This window comes from Pseudomonas sp. AC112 (assembly GCF_979253545.1).
In genome coordinates, this window is sequence record NZ_CEEDCM010000001.1 from 1,150,389 (window position 1) to 1,173,633 (window position 23,245).

A 23,245-nucleotide genomic window follows, 5' to 3' on the forward strand; every position below is an offset into this window, starting at 1 on the left:
AGTGCCGGGCTTGCCCGCGATAGCGACGGCACATCCACCGAAACACTTGCGGTCAGCGCCGGCCGCCCCAGAACTCTTGCGCCAACTGGCGTAAATCCTCCGCCAGCGCCGCCACATCGCTTGAACTGAGCCGGCTCTGCTGCCCGGCACCGACGGTGGCCTCCCCGGCATTGCGAATGCCAACGATATTGCGGTTGATGTCCTCGCTCACCGTGCTCTGCTCTTCCACGGCGGTTGCAATCTGTTGGCTCATGGCGGTGATTTGCATGACACGCTGACTGATGCCGTCCAGCGCTGCGGCGGCCCGCTGTGCCTGCTGGACGCTGGCCTCGACATGCTCGCTGCTATGCGCCATCGCTTGCACCGCATCCCGTGCGCCGCCTTGCAGGGTGCTGATCATGCGCTGGATTTCATCGGTCGATTGCTGGGTGCGCTGGGCCAGGCCGCGCACTTCATCGGCCACCACGGCGAAGCCACGCCCCTGCTCACCCGCTCTTGCCGCTTCGATGGCGGCGTTCAGCGCCAGCAGGTTGGTCTGTTCGGCAATCGTGCGGATCACTTCCAGCACGCCACTGATTTCGCCACTGTGGCTTTCCAACTGGTGAATGACTTCGGTGGCGCGTGCCAACTCCTGGGACAGGCGTAACACCGCATCACGGCTTTCATCCACGCGCTGATGGCCTTCGCGGGTCTCGTTGCCGGCCTGGTCGGCCGCCTTGGACGCCTGCTGGGCATGGTTGGCCATTTCGGCCACGCTGGCGGCCATCTGGTGGATGGCTGCGGCTATCTGGTCGGTCTGGGTCTGCTGGCCAAGGCTGCTGGCGTGGCTGCTGTCCAGGTGCTGCACCAACTGCGCAGCGTGGCCCGACAGGCGCTGGGAGGCGTCGCCGATACGGCCCACCACCGCTCCTACCTGGGCTTCGAGCATTTGGAAGGCGAATTCGATTTGCCCGCACTCGTCCCGGCGCCCGGTGTAGATTGCCTGGCTCAAAGGGTTGTCGGCCACCCGCCGTGCGCGCTGATGCAATTGGGCCAGGGGCCGCAGGATCGCCTGCACGCCAACCGCACCGACCGCACACCCGGCCACCAGGGCCAGTAACTGCCAGCCCAGCGCGTAATCCGCCAAGCCCAAGCCCAAGGCTCCCGTCACACCGCAGGTGAAGGCGACCCAAGCCAACAGCTTCATGCCCAAGCCAAGCACTGGCCATGCCGGCCGCTTGCCCGCTCGCAAGCGCGCATAGGCCCGCTCTGCCGCAGCAATCTTGCGCGCGTCCGGCTTGGTGCGCACCGATTGGTACTCCACGGCGGCCCCGTCGCGGGTCACGGGCGTGGCATACGCGCTGACCCAATAGTGGTCACCGCTCTTGCAACGGTTTTTCACCATGCCCATCCACGAACGTCCCGCCTTGAGGGTTCGCCACATATGGGCAAACGCTTCGGGCGGCATGTCCGGATGACGCAGGATGTTATGGGTCACACCCAGCAGCTCATCGCGGTTGTACCCGCTGATGTCGATAAAGTCCTGGTTGGCGTACGTAATCGCACTGGTCAGGTCGGTGGTCGAAAGGATGTTGGCGTCGGGGGCAAAGTCCACATTCCGACCGGTGACCGGCAGATTGATCTTCATGGAGAAGCGCGCTCGTAATTGTTGGAGGAGTCGGCAGGGCGTCGACTCTAAGCGCACCAAGGGGGCAAATACTGATCCAGCTCATGTTCCGCGCAATTAATTAGCCATCACGGTAGGTCGAGGCGATAAGGCGCAAGGATCCGCTGGTATTCGCCATTGTGCATCAGCTGTTCCAGGGCACGGTTTAGCTCAGTGCGCAGCGCGGTATCAGTCTTGCGTAACGCGATCGCCACGCCGTTGCCCAACAGTTCGGTAGAAACCGGGGGGCCGAGGAAATCGAAATCCTCGCCCGCAGCCGTGTCGAGCAGGGCCTCGCGAATTTCCACGGTGCCCTGCAGCGTCGCATCGATATCCCCTGCCACCAGGCTGCGCACCAGTTCGTCGTTGAGCCAGAAGCTCTTGATGATCACGCCTTTGCGCGCCCATTTCGTATGCGCAAAGGCTTCGCGATTACTGCCCAGCAACACGCCGACACGCTTGCCCTTGAGCGACCTTGGCGTCGGCATAAGGCCCGAGGTTCGGCGCGCGACCAGGCGCGTGGTGAAGGGGTAGAGGTTTTCGGTGAAACTCACCCAGCGCCGCCGCAAAGGTGTAGGGGCTATGCCCATGATTGCATCGAACTGCCGCGCCTCCAGACCTTCGAAGTTTTCAACCAGCACCTGGTCGACCCAGGTACAGCGCACATTCAACTGCTGGCAAAGGGCGTTGCCCAACTCGATATTCAGACCGACCAACTGCCCTTGCGGGTTGCGGCTTTGGAAAGGGGCAAATTGCGCGGCAACGGCGAAGCGGATTTCACGTCGCGGTTGATCAAGGCCTGCGACGGCATCCACCGCCAGCAATAGGGCAAGCGCTACACAGATATGTATCAGGGGCACAGGAAACGTCCTTTTCCGGAAAGAGCGCCCTCCGCTGCACGCCCGTTAACCAAACCGGGGTGAAGCGGAAGCCGTACAAGCTTTCAAGAAACGGTCGCAGGCCTACAAGCAGAAACATCAACGGAGGCTGTAGGCAATATCCGTCAAATGCTACAGAGGATTAATCTTAACGTTTACCCATGGAACGGCGTGTACCGGGTGGGGCCATGCCTGGGCTCTTGGTGTGGCCGTTCTTGGCGCCGTTCTTGTACCAGGGCTGGGCGGCATTCTTGGCCCCAGCCAGCTCACCCGGTTTGAAGGGGAATTTGAACGCCGGGATCTCGGCTTTTTCAACGCCTTCGGCGCTGGCCGGATCGACGAGGTCGGCCGCTTCAACAGGGGGTTGTGTCGGGGAAGTCATGGAAGCTCCGGAGCGTGCAAGAAATGGCGCGGTGCCGGCTTGCGGGCCCCGCTGGCGCGCAGTATACCTGCCCGCCTCGGATCTTTAACCACCACCGGTAAGAATGGTCGGCCTTTACTGACAGCGCTGTCAGTTAGCAGTCACCGTGCTGACCGGGTTGGCGGGCTATAAAGGCCTCACACACTTCCAATCCTTTGCCCTGGCGCCTCACCCCATGCAAATTCAACGAAAAACCGCCCTGATCGTGGGTGTCCTCGTGGTGTTGGCTGTTGCAGCCTGGGCATTGACCCGCCCGGCCAAGACCAAACTGGCGGCGCCCACAGCGATTCCGGTGCGGGTGGTGAGCGTGGTGCAGCAGGATATCCCGCGCTTTGTCAGTGGGATTGGCTCAGTGCTGTCGCTGCACAGTGTGGTGATTCGCCCGCAAGTGGACGGCATCCTGACCAAGCTGCTGGTCAAGGAAGGCCAACGGGTCAAGGCCGGTGACCTGTTGGCGACCATCGATGACCGCTCGATCCGTGCCAGCCTTGACCAGGCCAAGGCCCAACTGGGCGAAAGCCAGGCGCAGTTGCAGGTAGCGCTGGTCAACCTCAAGCGCTACAAGGAATTGAGCGTCGACGACGGCGTCTCCAAGCAGACCTATGACCAGCAACAAGCCCTGGTCAACCAGCTCAAGGCTACCGCGCAAGGCAACCAGGCCGCGATCGATGCGGCTCAGGTACAACTTTCCTACACGCAGATTCGCTCGCCGGTCAGCGGCCGCGTGGGTATTCGCACCGTGGATGAAGGCAACTTCTTGCGCACCGCCGATACCCAGGGCCTGTTTTCCGTGACCCAGATCGACCCGATAGCCGTCGAGTTTTCCCTGCCACAGCAAATGTTGCCGACCCTGCAAGGCTTGATCGCCGCGCCCACCCAGGCCAGCGTCGATGCCTACCTGGGCGCCGACACTGACGGCCAGACCGGTGACTTGCTGGGTGAAGGCCACTTGAGCCTGATCGACAACCAGATCAGTTCCACCACCGGCACCCTGCGTGCCAAGGCCGAATTCAACAACGCCTCACAGCGACTGTGGCCGGGGCAACTGGTGACCATCAAGATCCAGACCGCCCTCGACAAAAACGCCCTGGTGGTGCCGCCGACCGTGGTGCAGCGCGGCCTGGATTCGCACTTCGTGTACCGGGTCAACGGTGACAGGGTCGACGTGGTGCCGGTGCAAGTCACCTACCAGGACAGCGACGTAAACATCATCAAGGGCGTACAGGCCGGGGATGTGCTGGTCAGCGACGGCCAGTCACGGCTCAAGGCGGGCGCGCAGGTGGAAATACTCAAGGAGCCGCCGCAAGTCATTCAGACCGTTGATGCCAAGGTGCAGCCATGAGCCGTTCGCCGTCAGCCTGGTGCGTCGACCACCCGGTCGCCACCCTGCTGCTGACCTTTGCCCTGGTGCTGCTCGGGCTGATTGCCTTCCCGCGCCTGGCCATCGCCCCACTGCCGGAAGCGGAATTTCCGACGATCCAGGTGACGGCCACCCTGCCCGGCGCCAGCCCGGACACCATGGCGTCATCCGTGGCCACGCCGCTGGAGGTGCAATTCAGCGCCATCCCCGGCATGACCCAGATGACCTCCAGCAGCGCCCTGGGCTCCAGCCTGTTGACCCTGCAATTTACCCTGACCAAAAGCATCGACACCGCCGCGCAGGAAGTGCAGGCGGCGATCAACACCGCGTCCGGCAAGCTGCCCAGCGACATGCCGAGCCTGCCGACCTGGAAGAAGGTCAACCCGGCGGACAGCCCGGTGCTGATCCTCAGCGTCAGCTCCAACAGCATGCCCAGCACCGAGTTGAGCGACTACGTGGAAACCCTGCTGGCCCGGCAGATCAGCCAGATCGACGGGGTCGGCCAGATCAACATCACCGGCCAGCAGCGCCCGGCAATCCGCGTCCAAGCATCGCCGGACAAACTCGCCGCAATCGGCCTGACCCTGGCCGATATCCGCCTGGCCATCCAGCAGTCGAGCCTCAACCTGGCCAAGGGCGCGATCTACGGCGAGAACAGTGTGTCGACCCTGTCGACCAACGACCAGTTGTTCCACCCGGAGGACTACGCGCAGTTGATCGTGTCCTACAAGGACGGCGCACCGGTTCAACTGCGGGATATCGCCAAGGTCATCAACGGTTCGGAAAACGCCTACGTGCAGGCCTGGTCCGGCGATACACCCGGGGTCAACCTGGTGATTTCGCGCCAGCCCGGCGCGAACATCGTCGAGACCGTGGACCGCATTCAAGCCGAGCTGCCGCGCCTGCAGGCGATGCTGCCGGCGTCGGTGCAGGTCAGCGTGTTGACCGACCGTACCAAGACCATCCGCGCGTCGCTGCATGAGGTGGAAGTGACGCTGCTGATCGCCATCCTGCTGGTGGTGGCGGTGATGGCGCTGTTCCTGCGGCAGTTGTCGGCGACGATGATTGTGTCCAGCGTGCTGGGTGTGTCGCTGGTCGCCAGCTTTGCGTTGATGTACCTGATGGGCTTCAGCCTGAACAACCTGACGCTGGTGGCGATCGTCATCGCGGTGGGCTTTGTGGTGGACGATGCCATCGTGGTGGTCGAGAACATCCACCGCCACCTGGAAGCCGGGCTCGACAAGCGCGAAGCGGCGATCAAAGGCGCTGGTGAAATCGGCTTTACGGTGGTGTCCATCAGCTTCTCGCTGGTGGCGGCGTTTATTCCGCTGCTGTTCATGGGGGGCGTGGTCGGGCGGCTGTTCAAGGAGTTCGCCCTGACGGCCACCTCGACCATCCTGATTTCGGTGGTGGTCTCGCTGACGTTGGCGCCGACACTCGCCGCGCTGTTCATGCGCGCGCCCAGCCACCCTGCCCACGACAAACCGGGCTTCAGCGAACGGCTGCTGGCCGGCTATGCGCGCAACCTGCGCCGTGCCCTGGCCCATCAACGTACGATGGCGGCAATCTTCGTGGTGACGTTGGCCCTGGCCGTGGTCGGCTACGTGTTCATCCCCAAGGGGTTCTTCCCGGTGCAGGACACCGGCTTTGTACTCGGCACCAGCGAAGCGGCGGCCGACGTGTCCTACCCGGACATGGTGGCCAAGCACAAGGCCCTGGCCGAAATCGTCAAGGCCGACCCGGCGGTGGAAGCGTTTTCGCATTCGGTCGGTGTGACCGGCAGCAACCAGACCATTGCCAACGGCCGCTTCTGGATCGCCTTGAAAGACCGCGGCGACCGTGACGTGTCCGCCAGCCAGTTCATCGACCGCATCCGCCCGAAACTGGCCAAGGTGCCGGGCATCGTGCTGTACCTGCGCGCCGGGCAAGACATCAACCTGAGTTCCGGCCCCAGCCGTGCTCAGTACCAATACGTGCTCAAGAGCAACGACGGCCCGACGCTCAACACCTGGACCCAACGCCTCACCGAGAAACTGCGCGGCAACCCGGCCTTCCGCGACCTGTCCAACGACCTGCAACTGGGCGGCAGCATCACCCATATCAGCATCGACCGTCAGGCCGCCGCGCGCTTCGGCCTGACCGCCACCGATGTGGACCAGGCGCTGTACGACGCCTTCGGCCAACGCCAGATCAACGAGTTCCAGACTGAGATCAACCAGTACCAAGTGGTGCTGGAACTCGACACCCAGCAACGCGGTAAGGCCGAGAGCCTCAACTACTTTTACCTGCGCTCGCCGTTGACCAATGAGATGGTGCCGCTGTCGGCGCTGGCCAAGGTTGACCCGCCCACAGTGGGGCCGCTTTCGATCAGCCACGACGGCATGTTCCCGGCCGCCAACCTGTCGTTCAACCTGGCACCGGGCGTGGCCCTGGGCGACGCAGTGATCATGCTCAACCAGGCCAAGAATGAAATCGGCATGCCGACCACCATCATCGGCAACTTCCAGGGCGCGGCCCAGGCGTTCCAGAGCTCGCTGGCCAGCCAACCGTGGCTGATCCTGGCAGCGCTGGTGGCGGTGTATATCATCCTCGGCGTGCTGTACGAGAGCTTCGTGCACCCGCTGACGATCATTTCGACCTTGCCCTCGGCAGGGTTGGGCGCGCTGATCATGCTGTCGCTGATGGGCCAGGACTTTTCGATCATGGCGCTGATCGGCCTGGTGCTGTTGATCGGCATCGTGAAGAAGAACGGCATCTTGATGATCGACTTTGCCCTGGAGGCTCAGCGCGTCAGGGGCCTGTCGCCGGAAGATGCGATCTATGAAGCCTGTGTCACACGGTTCCGGCCGATCATCATGACCACCCTCGCCGCCCTGCTTGGCGCGGTGCCGCTGATGCTCGGCGCCGGCCCCGGTGCGGAAATGCGCCAGCCGCTGGGTATCGCGGTGGTCGGCGGGTTGCTGGTGAGCCAGGCGCTGACGCTGTTCACCACGCCGGTCATATACTTGTACCTTGAGAAGTTCTTCCACCGGCCCACACCAACGCCTGCGTTGGCGACCACAGACTGAGGCCCGGCCCTGGAGCAAAAAGACTCATGCGCGTACTGATTGTTGAAGATGAAGAAAAAACCGCCGACTACCTGCACCGTGGCCTGACGGAGCAAGGCTACACCGTCGACGTGGCACGCGAAGGCGTCGAGGGTCTGCACCTGGCGCTGGAGAACGATTATGCGGTGATCGTGCTCGACGTGATGCTGCCTGGCCTCGATGGTTTTGGCGTGCTGCGTGCCCTGCGCGCACGCAAGCAGACGCCGGTGATCATGCTCACGGCCCGCGAGCGCGTGGAAGACCGCATTCGCGGCCTGCGCGAAGGCGCCGACGATTACCTGGGCAAACCGTTTTCCTTCCTGGAACTGGTGGCACGCCTGCAAGCCCTGACCCGCCGCAGCGGTGGCCATGAACCCGTGCAGGTGACGGTGGCCGACCTGTGGATCGACCTAATCAGCCGCAAGGCCAGTCGCAATGGCCTGCGCCTGGACCTGACCGCCAAGGAGTTCTCGCTGCTCAGCGTATTGGCGCGGCGCCAGGGTGAGATCCTGTCGAAGACCGCGATTGCGGAGATGGTCTGGGACATCAATTTCGACAGCGACGCCAACGTGGTGGAAGTCGCGATCAAGCGCCTGCGCGCCAAGCTCGACGGGCCGTTCGAACAAAAGCTGCTGCACACCATCCGTGGCATGGGGTATGTGCTGGAGAGCCGAAGTGTCAGCTAACTCCATCGCCCTGCGCCTGAGCGGCATGTTCACCCTGGTGGCGCTGCTGATCTTCGTGTTGATCGGCGGGGCGCTTTATCAGCAAGTGGACCGGGGGCTGGGCTTGTTGCCAGGCGCCGAGCTGGATGCGCGTTACAGCGTGCTCGAATCTTCGGTGAACCGCTTCGGCACGCCGGACCATTGGGTGAAGATCAAGGCCAAGCTCAAGCTGCTGGGTGAGGAAGACAAACGCATTCGTTTCTGGGTGGTGAGCAGCGATCCGAATTATGAATATGGCGAGCCGGACGCGCAGATCCGCGCGTTTGCCCAAGGGCCTACCGGCAAGCGCGACTTGCGCCTGCCGGGCCACCATCACCCATTCAAAGTGCTGGTGAGCCAGTTCCCGGCCAAGGAGCAGCGCCCGCCCCTGCGCTTCATGATTGCCATCGACACCGAGAACTTCCGTGCAACCCAGCATCATTTGCTGGTGGCGTTGATCAGCTTCGCATTTGTCGGTGTGGTCCTGGCGGCGCTGTTGGGGTTCTGGGTTTCACGCATCGGCCTGAAGCCGCTGGGCAAGCTGTCGGACGAGGCGCAAAAGCTGGCGCCACCGAAACTCTCCGGGCGCCTTGAACTGTCGCCGCTGCCACCGGAGCTGAGCCAGTTCGTCAACTCGTTCAACTCCACCCTCGACCGCGTCGAGCAAGCCTATTCACGCCTGGAATCGTTCAACGCCGACGTCGCCCACGAACTGCGCTCGCCCCTGACCAACCTGATCGGCCAGACCCAAGTGGCGCTGACCCGAGGGCGTTCGGCCGAGCATTATTTCGAGGTGCTGCAATCGAACCTTGAAGAGCTGGAGCGCTTGCGTTCGATCATCAATGACATGCTGTTCCTGGCCAGCGCCGACCAGGGCAGCAAGGCCACCAAGCTGATCGAAAGCTCCCTGGCCGACGAAGTAGCCACCACCCTCGACTACCTGGACTTCATTCTTGAAGACGCCCAGGTCAAGGTACAGGTAAAGGGCGATGCCACGGTGCAGATCGAAAAAGCCCACCTGCGCCGTGCGTTGATCAACCTGCTGAGCAACGCGGTGCAGCACACCGCGCCTGGGCAGGTGATCGTGGTGAATATCGAGGTGCAAGGACATCAGGTGGCGATCGGCGTGACCAACCCCGGCGACGTCATTGCCAGCGAACACTTGCCACGTCTGTTCGAACGGTTTTATCGGGTGGATGCGTCACGCAGCAACAGCGGCGCCAACCATGGCCTGGGGCTGGCCATCGTCAAGGCGATTGCGCTGATGCACGGCGGTGATGTGTTCGTGCGCAGTGAGGGCGGCGGCAATACCTTTGGCATCACGTTGCCCGTCTGACACTGCCGGCGATGGCGGTGTTCGGGTCGACGTGTGCATGACTGACCCACCGCTATCGCCGGCAAGCCGGCTCCTACAGTGACCGTGGTGTGTTTGTTGCGATTTGGGCAACAGTCATTATCTTGTTACACTCTGTATCGTACCGCTCGCCTGCGTTAATTTGACGCATCGATGAGCGCGACGGCAAAGGCAGCCTCCCGCTTACCCGAATTTCCCTCGACTTATTTCCAGGGCTCTACACTGGGAATCTGTCTTAAAGCCGCTGACTTCAGCGGCTTTTTTTTGCCGTAAAAAAAGGCCAGGCACCCCCACGACATTGGCCGTTTCCGATTGACCAAAGGAGCTACACCGGTGAAGAACTCGCTGACGTTCACCCCGTTATTTCTCGCAATTGCAGCAACGATCACCCCTCTTGCCCATGCGGCAGACACTACCCCCGCCGACGGTTTCGTCGAAGGCGCCCACCTCAATATCAACACCCGCAACTACTACATGAACCGCGACCGGCGCGACATCCACACCGATGACAGCAAGGAATGGGGCCAGGGTTTCATCGGCACCTTCGAATCCGGCTACACCCAGGGAACCGTCGGCTTCGGCCTGGACGCCCATGCCATGCTCGGTCTGAAGCTGGACGGCGGTGGCGGTACGGATGGTTCCAGCATCCTTCCGTACGGCAGTGGCAACGGAAAGGCGCCCGGCTCGTTCTCGACGGCGGGTGGCGCCTTGAAAATGCGCGCGTTCGATACCGAGTTGAGGGCCGGCGACCTGTTCCTCAATAACCCGGTGATCGCCGGCGGCGCAACCCGCATGCTGCCGCAGACCTTCCGTGGCGTCAGCCTGACCAACCACAGCCTCGACGGCTGGATGTTCGAAGGTGGCCAGGCCAGCTTCACCAAGCTCTACAACCAGAGCGGCCACCGCCGCATCGGCACCAGCTACGGTGCGCTGCCCAGCAATACCGACAGCCAGCACATGAACTGGGCCGGCGTGTCATTCAGCGGCATCGACGGGCTGACCAGCAACCTCTACGCCTCCGAGCTCAAGGACGTGTGGAACCAGTACTACTACGACCTGGACTACACCTATGTGGTGAACGAGATGATCAGTCTCAACCCCGGTCTGCACTACTACCATACCCAGGACACCGGGCAGTCGCTGCTGGGGGATATCGACAACAACACCTACAGCCTGCACTTCACCGTGGACGTCGGCCATCACAGCGTCACGGCGGCATACCAGCGGGTCAACGGCAACACCCCGTTCGACTACATCGCCCAGGGCGACAGCGTGTACCTGGACAACTCCCAGCAGTACTCCGACTTCAACGGCCCCAACGAGCGCTCGTGGAAACTCAAGTACGCCTATAACTTCGGCGGCCTGGGCCTGCCCGGCCTGACCTCGGCCGTGTCCTATATCAGCGGCAAGACCGACCTGACCAAGGTCGACCCGCAGAGCCGTGGCTATAGCGCGTGGTACAGCGCCGACGGTAAAGACGCCAAGCATTGGGAACGGGACATCGACCTGAAATACGTAGTGCAGGGCGGCAAGGCCAAGGACCTGGCGGTGCGCCTGCAATGGGCGGTCAACCGGGGCAGCAATGGTTACTCGGCGGTGGATCGGGATGTGGATGAATACCGGGTGATCGTCGACTACCCGATCAACGTGTTCTGACAGACGTCTTTTTCTTTTTAACCAAGTATTTAATTTTCATCGGGTAGAACTAAACTGCCAGCATCCTCACCGCTGAAGTCTGCCCGATGAGTCCACGCCCTGTTCGTACCTCACCCGCACATCCTGAGTTGTTATTGATGCTGGGCAGCGGGCTCAGCGTTGCCCTGATTGTGATCATTGTCGCGGTGCTGTTGATTCGCGAACACGCCAGCACACTTGAGGCGGCCAAGCGATCGACCACCAATATCGCCCAACTGATCAACGCCGACGTGCTGCGTAACGTCGAGCTGTATGACCTGGCGCTCAACGGGCTGATTGCGGCCACGCAACGTGAAGACCTGTCCGAGGTTGCCGCCAATATCCAGCACTTGGTGCAGTTTGATTTATCCACGGCGGCGCCTTTCAAAGGCGAGGTCCTGCTGCTGGATGCCAACGGCACGGTTATCGCCGACTCCTCCACACTGCGGCCCACACCACGTAATTTTGCCAGCCGCGATTATTTCCAGGTGCATGCCAAGGACGCCAGCGCCGGCCTGTTTATCAGTCGACCCTTCAAGATCCATTGCGACTGCGACCAGGTCTGGCGCATGGCATTCAGCCGACGCGTGTCGGGCCCCAAGGGGGAGTTTGTCGGCGTAGCGGTCGCGACCATGCGCCTGGCGTATTTCGACCAGCTCTTCAACACCCTGACCATCGGCAACGGCAGCAGCGTCAACCTGCTGAACAACAAAGGCATTCTCCTGGCCCAGCAGCCGCTGCTCGAACGCGACATGATCGACAAGGACCTGAGTGACCGGCCTAACTTCAAGCGAATACTGCGCGACGGAAGCGGCAGCTTTCAGGCGATCTCTGCCATCAGTGGTAAAGAGCGCCTGTATACCTTTACCAATGTCGGTGCCCTGCCGCTGATCGTGGTGGTAGCGTTGTCCAGCGAGGACGTATTCGCGCCCTGGAGACGTGCGGCACTGCTGACCAGTGGTGCCACCGGGGTGCTCTGCGCCGGTTTGTTATGGCTGACCTGGTTGCTACGCCGGGAACTGCGACGGCGGCGTCGCGCCGAACGAGTGCTGTCAGAACTGGCAGCCACCGATGCGTTGACCGGCCTGGCCAACCGGCGCGTTCTGGATGAACGCCTGCGTCTTGAGTGGGACCGCGCCCAGCGCTCCACCGAGCCGCTGACGGTGCTGATGATCGATGTGGACCACTTCAAGGCCTTCAATGACCGCCACGGCCATCACGGTGGCGACGACGCGTTGCGCAGCGTGGCCCAGGTGATCGGCAGCAACATCCGCCGACCGGCCGACCTGGCCGCACGCTATGGCGGCGAAGAGTTCGCGGTGGTGCTGCCGGTGACCGACGCCAAGGGCGCCTGGGTGATTGCTGAACACATCCGCAGCGCCATCGAGCACTTGCCCAAGGTGGCGGGGGATGACCAGCCGATTACGGTGAGCATTGGCATGAGCACATGGGACAAGCGCAGTCGCCTGTCGCTGGAGGCGCTCCTGCTGAGTGCAGACCAGGCGTTGTACGAGGCCAAGCATACGGGGCGTAATCGGATTGTGGATGCGGCAGCCTTGTGAACCCGGTCGGTGTAGGGGTGGGATGTTTGGAAAGGCGGGCATAAAAAAGGCCACCCGAAGGTGGCCTTTCAAAACTAAAGAAAGAGAGTTGTTACTTACACCGCCGCGACGGGACGCATGTAAGAGATCGGTGCGGTGCTGGCATCTTCGAAGGTCACGACTTCCCAAGCGTCTGTCTGCTCAATCAACTTGCGCAGCAGCTGGTTGTTAAGGGCGTGGCCCGACTTGAAGCCTTTGAACTCGCCTATCAGGCTATTGCCCAGCAGGTAGAGGTCACCGATTGCATCGAGGATCTTGTGCTTCACGAACTCGTCTTCGTAGCGAAGGCCGTCTTCGTTCAGTACACCATCCGCGTCGACCACAATGGCATTTTCAACGCTGCCGCCGAGTGCGAGGTTGTGCTTGCGCAGGTACTCGATGTCACTCATGAAACCAAAGGTACGGGCGCGGCTGACTTCTTTTACAAACGAAGTGCTGGAAAAATCCACGCTTGCACTTTGGGTGCGGTCACGGAATACCGGGTGATCGAAATCGATCTCAAAGCTCACTTTAAAGCCTTCGAACGGGACGAAGGTGGCGCGCTTGTCGCCGTCTTCTACTGTCACTTCCCGCAGAATGCGAATGAACTTCTTGGCTGCGTCCTGTTCTTCCAGGCCGGCAGATTGAATCAAGAATACGAAGGGTCCAGCGCTGCCATCCATGATCGGGACTTCGGACGCGGAGAGCTCGACGTAGGCGTTATCGATGCCCAGGCCAGCCATGGCCGAGAGCAAGTGCTCCACCGTGTCCACTTTGACGTCACCGTTGACCAATGTGGTCGACATCGTGGTTTCGCCAACGTTTTCCGCGCGAGCAGGAATCTGCACCACAGGGTCCAGGTCGGCACGAACAAACACGATGCCGGTGTCGACAGGTGCAGGTTTGAGGGTCAGGTATACCTTCTCCCCGGAGTGCAGACCTACACCTGTGGCACGGATAATATTCTTCAGGGTGCGTTGTTTAATCATGGCTTGGACCGCTTGAGCGCAAATTGCGAACTGGTATCAACAAAGGCTGGCGATAATAGCAGACCAGACCTTTGCTGAACACCAATCACCTTCATAGCCCTGATACATTCCATTAATCGGCCTGACGACGCAAGAATGCCGGGATGTCCAGGTAGTCCAGGTCATCTTGCGGATTCGGGCTACGGGACGCCGCAGCACCGGCCTGAGCCTGGTTGCGCATCACGGTCGGACGGTCCAGGTCACGGTAGTTTACCGACGGCAGTTCCTGGCGCGAAGGCGCTGGAGCGGCAGCCGCTTGGCTGGCGTGGCTGGCTTGGCTGTTATGCAGGGTGTTGTCGATGACCTTCACAGGCTTCTCGATTTTCGCGCCCAGGCCGGTCGCAACCACAGTCACGTGCAGCTCGTCGCGCATGTCCGGATCGATCACGGTACCGACTTTGACCATGGCGTGCTCGGAAGCGAAGGCTTCAATGATGCTACCCACGTCGGAGTACTCACCCAGGGACAGGTCAGGACCGGCGGTGATGTTCACCAGGATGCCGCGTGCACCTTGCAGGTTCACGTCTTCCAGCAACGGGTTGCGGATGGCCGCTTCAGTGGCTTCACGTGCACGGTTCGGACCGCTGGCGCAGCCAGTGCCCATCATCGCCATGCCCATTTCGCTCATCACGGTGCGTACGTCGGCAAAGTCGACGTTGATCATGCCTGGACGCTTGATGATGTCGGAGATACCGCGAACGGCACCGGCCAGTACATCGTCAGCCTTGGCGAACGCGGACAGCAGGCTGGCGTCCTTGCCCAGGATAGTCAGCAGTTTCTCGTTGGGGATGGTGATCAACGAGTCGACGCTTTCAGACAGCAGACGGATACCTTCGTCGGCAATCTGCATGCGCTTGCGGCCTTCGAACGGGAACGGACGGGTCACGACAGCGACCGTCAGAATCCCCATTTCCTTGGCCACTTCGGCAATGATCGGCGCAGCACCGGTACCGGTACCGCCGCCCATGCCAGTGGTGATGAACACCATGTTGGTGCCTTGCAGCACTTCAGCAATACGCTCGCGGTCTTCCAGCGCGGCTTGACGGCCGACTTCCGGGTTGGCGCCAGCGCCGAGGCCCTTGGTCACGGCTGTGCCCAATTGCAGGATGGTCCGCGCGCCGATGCTTTTCAGCGCCTGGGCATCAGTGTTGGCGCAGATGAATTCAACGCCTTCAATGTTGCTCTTGACCATGTGGTTGACAGCGTTGCCGCCGCCACCGCCGACACCGATCACTTTGATGACCGGGCTTGCGGGGATGTTGTCTACGAGTTCGAACATGTTCCCTCTCCTTTCGTTTTCTCTAGTTTTTTCGCCTACTGCTTACAACGGTGTCGCGGTAAATCGTTAGAAGTTGCCTTTGACCCATGCCTGCAACCGCTCGAACAATGGGGCTTTGGCCTCGTCGTCGCTGCGGTAGCTGTCACGGTTGCTCGGGCCCGACAGGGAAATGCCGTCGGTCTGCTTTTGCAGTCCGTACAACAGCAAGCCCACACCGGTGGAATAAATCGGGTTGCGTACCACGTCGCCCAGGCCCTTGACGCCATGGGGCACGCCCAGGCGAACCGGCATGTGGAAGATTTCCTCGGCCAACTCGACCGCGCCTTCCATCTTCGAAGTACCACCGGTCAGCACAATGCCGGCCGGGATCAAATCTTCGTAGCCGCTGCGGCGCAGTTCAGCCTGGATCAGGGTGAACAGTTCGTCGTAGCGTGGCTCGACCACTTCGGCCAGGGCCTGGCGCGACAGTTCGCGCGGTGGACGATCGCCCACGCTCGGCACCTTGATGGTCTCGCCGGCACCGGCCAGTTTGGCCAGGGCGCAGGCGTAGCGAATCTTGATTTCTTCGGCGTACTGGGTCGGTGTACGCAGCGCCATGGCGATGTCGTTGGTCACTTGGTCGCCGGCAATCGGGATCACAGCGGTGTGACGGATCGCACCCTCGGTGAAGATCGCGATGTCGGTGGTGCCGCCGCCGATGTCGACCAGGCAGACGCCCAGCTCTTTCTCGTCGTCGGTCAGTACCGAATAGGCCGAGGCCAACTGCTCAAGAATGATGTCGTCGATTTCCAGGCCGCAGCGGCGCACGCATTTTTCAATGTTCTGCGCCGCGTTGACGGCGCAGGTCACCACGTGGACCTTGGCTTCCAGCCGTACGCCCGACATGCCCAGGGGCTCGCGCACGCCTTCCTGGTTATCGATCACGTAGTCCTGCGGCAGGGTGTGCAGCACGCGCTGGTCAGCCGGGATCGCCACGGCCTGGGCAGCGTCGAGGACGCGCTCAAGGTCGGCGGAGCTGACTTCGCGGTCGCGGATCGCCACGATGCCGTGGGAGTTCAGGCTGCGGATGTGGTTACCCGCCACGCCGACGAACGCCGAGTGGATCCGGCAACCGGCCATCAGCTGCGCTTCTTCAATGGCGCGCTGGATCGACTGCACGGTGGACTCGATGTTCACCACCACGCCCTTCTTCAGGCCCCGGGACGGATGCGTGCCAATACCGACGATTTCGATCGTGCCGTCTTCCCCGACCTCGCCCACCAGCGCCACCACCTTGGAGGTGCCGATATCGAGACCGACGATCATTTTGCCGCTTTGCACGTTTGCCATGGGTCCTGCCTCTTCTTAATTCTTCGCGACAGCGGGTTGCGCTGCCGTGGGCGCAGCCGGTTCACGCCAGCCGACGGCAAGGCCGTTGGCGTAACGCAGGTCGACGCTCGCAATGTTCGTAATCTGTTCTTTCAAGGTCTTGTCATAGATGGCAATGAAACGGCGCATCTTTTCCACCAAGCGGTCGCGTCCCAGCAACAACTGGATGCCCGGGCCGGAACTGCCTGCCCCGGTCGTCAAAAACCAGCTGCCCCGTTCACGCAGTTCCAGGCGTGCAATGGAGAAGCCCAGTGGCCGCAGCATCTGGCTCAAGGCCTGGTACTGTTGCATCACTTGCTGCTGCGCCCGCTGCGGCCCGAACAGCTGCGGCAGGTGCTCGTAGTTGGCCAGCTCACGCGGGGTGAACGCCTGGCCCTGGTTGTTCAACAGCGCTTCGTCACCCCAACGGGCCACGGGCAGTTGTTCTTCCAGGCGGATCGTGACCTGGTCCGGCCATACACGGCGGACCTCGGCGTGAGCGATCCACGGCATCTGCTCCAGCTCCGAGCGCATGCCGGCCAGGTCGATGGTAAAGAAGCTCGCCGCCAGGTACGGGCCGATGCGCTGCTGTACCGCTTGCTGGCTGATGTAGCTCAAGTCGCCCTGCACGCTGATCTTGGTGATCGGCCGGTCGGCGTACGGCAACAGACGCTGCGCGCCCTCGTAGGTTCCGAAGCCCAACACCACGAGCAACACTGGCCAGAACAGCGCCTTGAGGAAACCAAAGTTGGCTTTCGGCAGGCGCGCCGACATCGGCTCTTTAGCCACCATCCGGCTGGCACCCCGTGGCACCGGCTTGCGGCTCGGTGCTTGTGGGGGCTGATGACGAAGCGATGCGCCTTTCATGTCTTAGCCTCGGGGCTCAATGCTGGCGGCCAGGATCGCCAGCACCAACTGCTGGAAGTCCAGGCCCGCAGCGCGAGCGGCCATAGGTACCAGGCTGTGATCGGTCATGCCCGGTGCGGTGTTGACTTCCAGGAACCAGAAATTCCCTTGGTCATCCTGCATCACGTCTGCCCGCGCCCAACCGGCGATACCCAGCGCCTCACAGGCTTTCGCCGTGAGGTCCATCAATTCCTGTTCTTTGCTTGCGTCAAGGCCGCACGGGATCCGGTACTGGGTATCGGAAGCCAGGTACTTGGCGTCGTAGTCGTAAAAGGTGTGGGGCGTGCCCAATGCGATAGGCGGCAATACCTGGCCACGCAGGGTGGCGATGGTGTACTCGGGACCCTGGATCCACTGTTCAACCAATACTTGCGAATCGTAGGTGCTTGCCGCTTTCCATGCGTCGATCAATTCGGCGGCCGAGTTCACTTTGGCCATGCCGATACTGGAGCCTTCATGGGCTGGTTTGACGATCAAAGGCAGGCCCAGTTCCTTGGCTGCAGAAATACAATCGTCTTCGCTGCACAGCACGCTGTGACGCGGGGTTGGAATGCCCAGGCTGTGCCACACCTGCTTGGTGCGCAACTTGTCCATCGCCAGTGCCGAAGCGAGGATGCCGCTGCCGGTGTAGGGGATGCCAGCGCACTCCAACAGGCCTTGCATGCTGCCGTCTTCACCGCCACGGCCGTGGAGGATGATGAAGGCACGGTCGATCTTCTCGGCCAGAAGGCGAGCGAGGAAGTCATCGCCCACGTCGATACCGAACGCGTTCACGCCAGCGCTTTGCAGGGCTTCGAGCACGGCGTTGCCGGACTTGAGCGACACTTCACGCTCGGCGCTTTTGCCGCCGAACAATACAGCCACGCGACCGAAGTCGGCAGGCGTGATGTTGGAAAACAGGGAGGCGTAGTCAGTGATCATTTCGCTGCTCCCTTTTTTACCGCAAACAGTGGGCTCGCCAGCAACTTGGGCGCAAGGCCGCCGATATCACCGGCGCCCTGGCACAGCAGGATGTCGCCGGCCCGCAGCAGCGGCTTGACGATCGGCGCCAGGTCCACACCACGCTCGATGTAGATCGGGTCCAACTGGCCCCGCTGACGGATGCTGTTGCACAGCTTGCGGCTGTCCGCACCCGGGATCGGTTCTTCACCGGCCGGGTAGACCTCCATCAGCAGCAGCACGTTGGCATCGGCCAGTACATTGACGAAATCGTCATACAGGTCGCGGGTACGGCTGTAGCGGTGCGGCTGGTAGACCATCACCAGGCGGCGTTCCGGCCAGCCACCGCGCACGGCCTTGATCACCGCGGCGACTTCGGTCGGGTGGTGGCCGTAGTCGTCCACCAGCATCACGTCACCGCCCTCTACCGGCAGTTGGCCGTAGACCTGGAAACGACGGCCTACGCCGGCAAAGCGCGACAGGCCTTCGACGATGGCTTCATCGCTGACGCCTTCGTCGGTGGCGATGCAGATGGTCGCCAAGGAATTGAGTACGTTGTGGTTGCCCGGCATGTTCACCGACACATCCAGTGGCTCACGGTCCGGACGCAGCACGGTGAAGAAGGTTTGCATGCCTTCCTGGCGCACATTGATAGCGCGCACATCAGCGTCTTCGCTGAAGCCGTAGGTCACGGTCGGACGTTTGACCAGTGGCAGGATTTCGCGCACCACCGGATCGTCCAGGCATACCACCGCCAGACCATAGAACGGCAGGTTGTGCAGGAATTCGACGAAGGTTTTCTTCAACTTGTTGAAGTCACCGTCGTAGGTCGCCATGTGATCTTCATCGATGTTGGTAACCACAGCGACCAGCGGTTGCAGGTGCAGGAAGCTCGCGTCACTTTCATCGGCTTCGGCAATGAGGTAGCGGCTGGTGCCAAGCTGGGCATTGGTGCCGGCTGCATTCAGGCGGCCACCGATGACGAAGGTCGGGTCCAGGCCACCGGCGGCGAACACCGAGGCGATCAGGCTGGTGGTGGTGGTTTTGCCATGGGTACCGGCGACGGCGATGCCATGGCGATAACGCATCAGCTCAGCCAGCATCTCGGCACGAGGCACTACGGGAATGCGGCGCTCAAGGGCAGTGGCCACTTCCGGGTTGGAGGTGTTCACGGCGCTGGACACCACCAGCACGTCAGCCTCGGAGGCGTTCTCGGCGCGGTGGCCGATAAAGATCTGCGCACCGAAGGTTTTCAGGCGATCAGTGACCGGCGACTCTTTCAAGTCGGAGCCGGACACCTGGTAACCCAGGTTCAGCAACACTTCGGCGATGCCGCACATGCCCACGCCGCCGATACCGACGAAGTGGATACGCCGGATGCGGCGCATTTCCGGTTGCGGCATGGCTTTCTGATTCTCAACCATGGGCCACCTCCAGGCAGATATCGACCACGGTGCGGGTTGCGTCAGGTTTGGCCAGGCGGCTTGCGGTGCTCGCCATGCTGTTGAGTCGTTCCGGTTGCATCAATACCTCGGTCAGGCGTGCGGCCAAATCGGCGGCGCCAGTCGTTCTTTGCGGCAGCAGGAAGGCAGCGCCCTCCCCGGCCAAATATTCGGCGTTGCGGGTCTGGTGATCGTCGATGGCGTGGGGCAAAGGCACCAGCAAGGACGGCAGACCGGCGGCGGCCAGTTCACTGACGGTCAGCGCACCGGAGCGGCAGACCACCAGGTCGGCCCAGCCATAGGCATGGGCCATGTCTTTGATGAAGGGCTGTACGTTCGCCTCGACACCCGCTTCGCGATAACGCGTGGCGGTGACTTCACCGTTATCTTTACCGGCCTGATGGAAGACCTCCGGACGCAATTCCACGGGGAGTTGCGCCAGGGCTTCCGGCAGCAGTTTGTTCAACGGCTCGGAGCCAAGGCTGCCGCCCATGACCAGCAGGTGCGGCTTGCGCCCTTGCAGTGCTTCACGGGCGATGTCCATGAACAGTTCGGTGCGCACCGGATTACCGGTGGTGCGCAGCTTGTCCGATGCACCAAAAGTTTTCGGGAACGCTTCACACACCCGAGCGGCCAATGGCACCAGCAGGCGGTTGGCTGTACCGGCGACGGCGTTCTGCTCGTGCACGATCACCGGCACGCCAGCGAGCCGGGCGGCGACGCCACCAGGACCTGTCACGTAACCACCAAAACCGAGCACGCATACCGGTTTCAATTCACGGATGATCTTGCGCGCCTGCCACACCGCCTTGAGCAACACGAACGGCGCCTTGAGCAAGGACAACTTGCTCTTGCCGCGCAGGCCGGTGACGTTGATCAGGTGCAGCGGCAAGCCGGCGTTCGGCACCAATTCATTTTCGATGCCACGCGGCGTGCCCAACCAGTGCACGGTGTAGCCACGGTTCTGGAATTCGCGTGCGCACGCCAGGGCCGGGAACACATGGCCCCCGGTGCCGCCTGCCATGATCAGCACGTTAGCGCCCATGGGTTGGCTCCTCGGCAAAATCGCTTTCGCTGAATTCCATCTCTTCGCTGCCCAGGTGGGTTCGACTCTCCCACTCGATGCGCAGCAACAAGCCCAGGCACGCGCAGCAGATCACCAACGAACTGCCGCCATAACTGAGGAACGGCAAGGTCAGGCCCTTGGTCGGCAGCAGGCCGACGTTCACACCGATGTTGATCAGGAACTGGCCGATCCACAGGAACGACAAGCCATACGCCACATAAGCGGCAAAATACTGTTTGGCCTTCTCGGCCCACAGGCCGATGTACATGCCGCGCACGCACACGAACACGAACAGCGCGACGGTGCACAGCGAACCGACCACACCGAGTTCTTCCGCAAGCACCGAGAACACGAAGTCGGTATGCGCTTCCGGCAGGTAGAACTGCTTCTGCACGCTGTTGCCCAGGCCCACGCCCAGCCACTCGCCGCGACCGAAGGCGATCAGCGCCTGGGTCAACTGGTAGCCGGAACCAAACTGGTCGGACCATGGGTCGGTGAAAGTGATCAGGCGCGCCATCCGGTAGGGTTGCGCCTGTACCAGCACAGTCACCGCCGCCACCGCCAGCACCACCATCAAGGTGAAGCGGAACAGGCCCACGCCGCCAAGGAACAGCATCGCGGCCGCCGCGCCCATCATCACGACGGTGGCGCCAAAGTCCGGCTCCATCAGCAACAGACCGGCCATCGGCAGCAGCACGATGAACGGCTTGAAGAAACCCATCCAGCTTTCGCGTACTTCTTTCTGGCGACGCACCAGGTAGCCGGCGAGGTAGATCACCACGAACACCTTGGCGATTTCCGACGGCTGCACGTTGAATGCACCGAAGCCGATCCAGCGCATCGAACCGTTCACCTCCCGGCCAATGCCAGGCAGGATCACCATGATCAGCAAGCCAAACGCGCCGATCAGCATCAGCCAGCCCAGGCGTTGCCAGGTGGCGATTGGGATCATCATGGTCACGATGCACGCGCCCAGGCCGATCACTAGGTACACCAGGTGGCGAATCATCATGTACAGGGTGTTGCCGGACTGCACGGCGGCCACTTCGGAGGACGCCGACGTGATCATCACCAGGCCCAGGCCGAGCAACGCCAGGCAACCGGCGAGCATCGGGAAATCGAGGTCGATACCGCGCCCGGTGATAATCGGCGACGGATACGGCTTGATGATGTTTCTGAAATTGATACTCATGCCAAGGCCTCCACGGCGCGGGCGAACAGCTGGCCGCGCTCTTCGTAGTTCTTGAACATGTCGAAACTGGCGCAGGCGGGCGACAGCAACACCGCATCGCCCGGCTGGGCCAGGGCTTTGCATTGCGTGATGGCATCGTCCAGGGAAGTAGCGCGCACTTGCGGCACGGCATCACCCAGGGCGGCGGCGATCAAATCGGAGTCGCGGCCCATCAGCACCACGGCGCGGCAATGCTCGGCAACCGGGCCTTTAAGGTCCTTGAAGTCGGCACCCTTGCCGTCGCCGCCGGCGATCAGCACCAGCTTGCCTTCGATATCGGCGCCAAGGCCTTCAATGGCCGCCAGTGCCGCTCCGACGTTGGTGGCCTTGGAGTCGTTGTAATAGCTGACGCCATCAAGGTCGCGCACCCACTGGCAGCGATGCTCAAGGCCACCAAAGGTGCGCAGCGCTGACAGCATGGCGTCAAACGGCAGGCCAACGGCATGGCCGAGCGCCAGGGCCGCCAGGGCGTTGGACTGGTTATGCGCGCCACGGATTTTCAGCTCGCGCACCGGCATCAGGTTCTGGAATTCGAAGGCCAGGTATTTCTCGCCATTCTCTTCGCGAATGCCGAAGGCTTTGAAGTCGGGTTTGCCCAGGCCAAAGGTCCAGCACGGCAGGCCCTCGCCCATCAACGGACGGCTCAGGGCATCCTGGCGGTTGACCACTACTTGCCGGGCTCCGCGGAAGATCCGGTGCTTGGCCAGGTGGTAGGCGGGCAGGCCGCTGTAGCGGTCCATGTGGTCTTCACTCACGTTCAACACGGTGGCCACTTCGGCACCGAGGTCGTGGGTGGTTTCGAGCTGGAAGCTCGACAGCTCCATCACGTACAGCTCGACGTCGTCGTTGAGCAGGTCCAGGGCCGGTGTGCCAAGGTTGCCGCCCACGGCCACGCGCTTGCCGGCCGCAGCCGCCATCTCGCCCACCAGGGTGGTCACGGTGCTTTTCGCGTTGGAGCCGCTGATGGCCACGATCGGTGCCTTCGCGTGGCGCGCAAACAGGTCGATATCGCCGGACAGCTTGACGCCACGGGCAGCGGCGGCTTGCAGGGCCGGTGTCGCGATGGCCAGGCCGGGGCTCACGTAGAGCTCATCGGCACGGCACAGAAACTCGACATCCAACTCGCCACAACGCACTTCCACGTGCGGGTAGTCACGGCGCAGCGTGACCAGCTCCGGTGGATTTTCCCGCGTATCGGCCACGGCAAACGGCTTGCCCCGGTTCGCCAGGAAGCGAACCAGGGACATGCCGCTCTTGCCGAGGCCGACAACGATGCGGAAGTGGTCTGAAGCGATCAGGGACACT

At 62.1% G+C, this 23,245-nt stretch carries 18 protein-coding genes and 1 pseudogene; 6 read left to right on the plus strand and 13 right to left on the minus strand.

What is annotated here, in order from left to right; genetic code table 11:
• Positions 1-52: 52 nt before the first annotated feature.
• From AC0IYN_RS05445 to AC0IYN_RS05460, 4 genes and pseudogenes are all read right to left on the minus strand, one after another.
• Positions 53-1,126, minus strand: a complete 1,074-nt coding sequence (locus AC0IYN_RS05445; RefSeq protein ID WP_471844746.1) for a methyl-accepting chemotaxis protein — start codon at positions 1,124-1,126, stop codon at positions 53-55.
• A 219-nt stretch (positions 1,127-1,345) separates the two neighbouring features.
• A pseudogene (locus AC0IYN_RS05450) lies at positions 1,346-1,627 on the minus strand (PAS domain-containing protein); the annotation flags it as partial.
• Between the two features lie 107 nt (positions 1,628-1,734).
• A complete protein-coding gene (locus tag AC0IYN_RS05455; protein ID WP_406596975.1) occupies positions 1,735-2,505 on the minus strand; it encodes a transporter substrate-binding domain-containing protein in 771 nt (256 codons plus the stop codon).
• A gap of 166 nt (positions 2,506-2,671) precedes the next feature.
• Entirely contained in the window at positions 2,672-2,905 is a 234-nt protein-coding gene (locus tag AC0IYN_RS05460) for a hypothetical protein (RefSeq protein WP_016974972.1), read from the minus strand.
• A gap of 214 nt (positions 2,906-3,119) precedes the next feature.
• Between AC0IYN_RS05460 and AC0IYN_RS05465 the strand changes: the two genes are divergently transcribed.
• The 6 genes from AC0IYN_RS05465 (at position 3,120) to AC0IYN_RS05490 (ending at position 12,684) form a co-directional block, all read left to right on the plus strand.
• Positions 3,120-4,286 (plus strand): efflux RND transporter periplasmic adaptor subunit, encoded by a 1,167-nt coding sequence (locus tag AC0IYN_RS05465; RefSeq protein ID WP_457238583.1) that lies wholly within the window; start codon positions 3,120-3,122, stop codon positions 4,284-4,286.
• Positions 4,283-7,372, plus strand: a complete 3,090-nt coding sequence (locus AC0IYN_RS05470) for a multidrug efflux RND transporter permease subunit (protein WP_406596973.1) — start codon at positions 4,283-4,285, stop codon at positions 7,370-7,372. The genes AC0IYN_RS05465 and AC0IYN_RS05470 overlap by 4 nt, the downstream gene beginning before the upstream one ends.
• Before the next feature lie 26 nt (positions 7,373-7,398).
• Positions 7,399-8,076 carry a heavy metal response regulator transcription factor gene (locus AC0IYN_RS05475; RefSeq protein ID WP_406596972.1) on the plus strand — a complete coding sequence of 226 codons (678 nt, stop codon included), beginning with the start codon at positions 7,399-7,401 and terminating at the stop codon, positions 8,074-8,076.
• Complete coding sequence (locus tag AC0IYN_RS05480) at positions 8,066-9,430, plus strand: heavy metal sensor histidine kinase (RefSeq protein ID WP_471840751.1); 1,365 nt, start codon at positions 8,066-8,068, stop codon at positions 9,428-9,430. The genes AC0IYN_RS05475 and AC0IYN_RS05480 overlap by 11 nt, the downstream gene beginning before the upstream one ends.
• 351 nt (positions 9,431-9,781) lie before the next feature.
• A complete protein-coding gene (locus AC0IYN_RS05485; protein ID WP_406596970.1) occupies positions 9,782-11,104 on the plus strand; it encodes an OprD family porin in 1,323 nt (440 codons plus the stop codon).
• Positions 11,105-11,190: 86 nt separating this feature from the next.
• Positions 11,191-12,684, plus strand: coding sequence for a sensor domain-containing diguanylate cyclase (locus tag AC0IYN_RS05490; RefSeq protein ID WP_471840753.1), 1,494 nt, complete (start codon positions 11,191-11,193; stop codon positions 12,682-12,684).
• Positions 12,685-12,779: 95 nt separating this feature from the next.
• Here the strand turns inward: AC0IYN_RS05490 and lpxC are convergent, their stop codons facing one another.
• From lpxC to murD, 9 genes are all read right to left on the minus strand, one after another.
• Positions 12,780-13,691 (minus strand): UDP-3-O-acyl-N-acetylglucosamine deacetylase, encoded by a 912-nt coding sequence (gene lpxC / locus AC0IYN_RS05495; protein ID WP_003171886.1) that lies wholly within the window; start codon positions 13,689-13,691, stop codon positions 12,780-12,782.
• Positions 13,692-13,803: 112 nt separating this feature from the next.
• Entirely contained in the window at positions 13,804-15,009 is a 1,206-nt protein-coding gene (gene ftsZ / locus AC0IYN_RS05500) for a cell division protein FtsZ (RefSeq protein ID WP_017526184.1), read from the minus strand.
• Between the two features lie 66 nt (positions 15,010-15,075).
• The gene (gene ftsA / locus AC0IYN_RS05505) at positions 15,076-16,338 is read right to left on the minus strand and encodes a cell division protein FtsA (RefSeq protein ID WP_025855584.1); all 1,263 of its coding nucleotides are present in this window, start codon (positions 16,336-16,338) and stop codon (positions 15,076-15,078) included.
• Between the two features lie 15 nt (positions 16,339-16,353).
• Positions 16,354-17,223 (minus strand): cell division protein FtsQ/DivIB, encoded by an 870-nt coding sequence (locus tag AC0IYN_RS05510; RefSeq protein WP_003171882.1) that lies wholly within the window; start codon positions 17,221-17,223, stop codon positions 16,354-16,356.
• A gap of 3 nt (positions 17,224-17,226) precedes the next feature.
• Positions 17,227-18,183: a D-alanine--D-alanine ligase gene (locus AC0IYN_RS05515; RefSeq protein ID WP_406596968.1), complete on the minus strand. Its 957-nt coding sequence runs from the start codon at positions 18,181-18,183 to the stop codon at positions 17,227-17,229.
• Positions 18,180-19,625 carry a UDP-N-acetylmuramate--L-alanine ligase gene (murC, locus tag AC0IYN_RS05520; RefSeq protein ID WP_406596967.1) on the minus strand — a complete coding sequence of 482 codons (1,446 nt, stop codon included), beginning with the start codon at positions 19,623-19,625 and terminating at the stop codon, positions 18,180-18,182. Before murC ends, AC0IYN_RS05515 begins: the two co-directional genes overlap by 4 nt.
• Entirely contained in the window at positions 19,618-20,688 is a 1,071-nt protein-coding gene (gene murG, locus AC0IYN_RS05525) for an undecaprenyldiphospho-muramoylpentapeptide beta-N-acetylglucosaminyltransferase (RefSeq protein WP_406596966.1), read from the minus strand. The genes murC and murG overlap by 8 nt, the downstream gene beginning before the upstream one ends.
• Positions 20,678-21,901, minus strand: a complete 1,224-nt coding sequence (ftsW, locus tag AC0IYN_RS05530) for a putative lipid II flippase FtsW (protein WP_058422954.1) — start codon at positions 21,899-21,901, stop codon at positions 20,678-20,680. The genes murG and ftsW overlap by 11 nt, the downstream gene beginning before the upstream one ends.
• A complete protein-coding gene (murD, locus tag AC0IYN_RS05535; RefSeq protein ID WP_471840757.1) occupies positions 21,898-23,244 on the minus strand; it encodes a UDP-N-acetylmuramoyl-L-alanine--D-glutamate ligase in 1,347 nt (448 codons plus the stop codon). Before murD ends, ftsW begins: the two co-directional genes overlap by 4 nt.
• Position 23,245 lies beyond the last annotated feature (1 nt).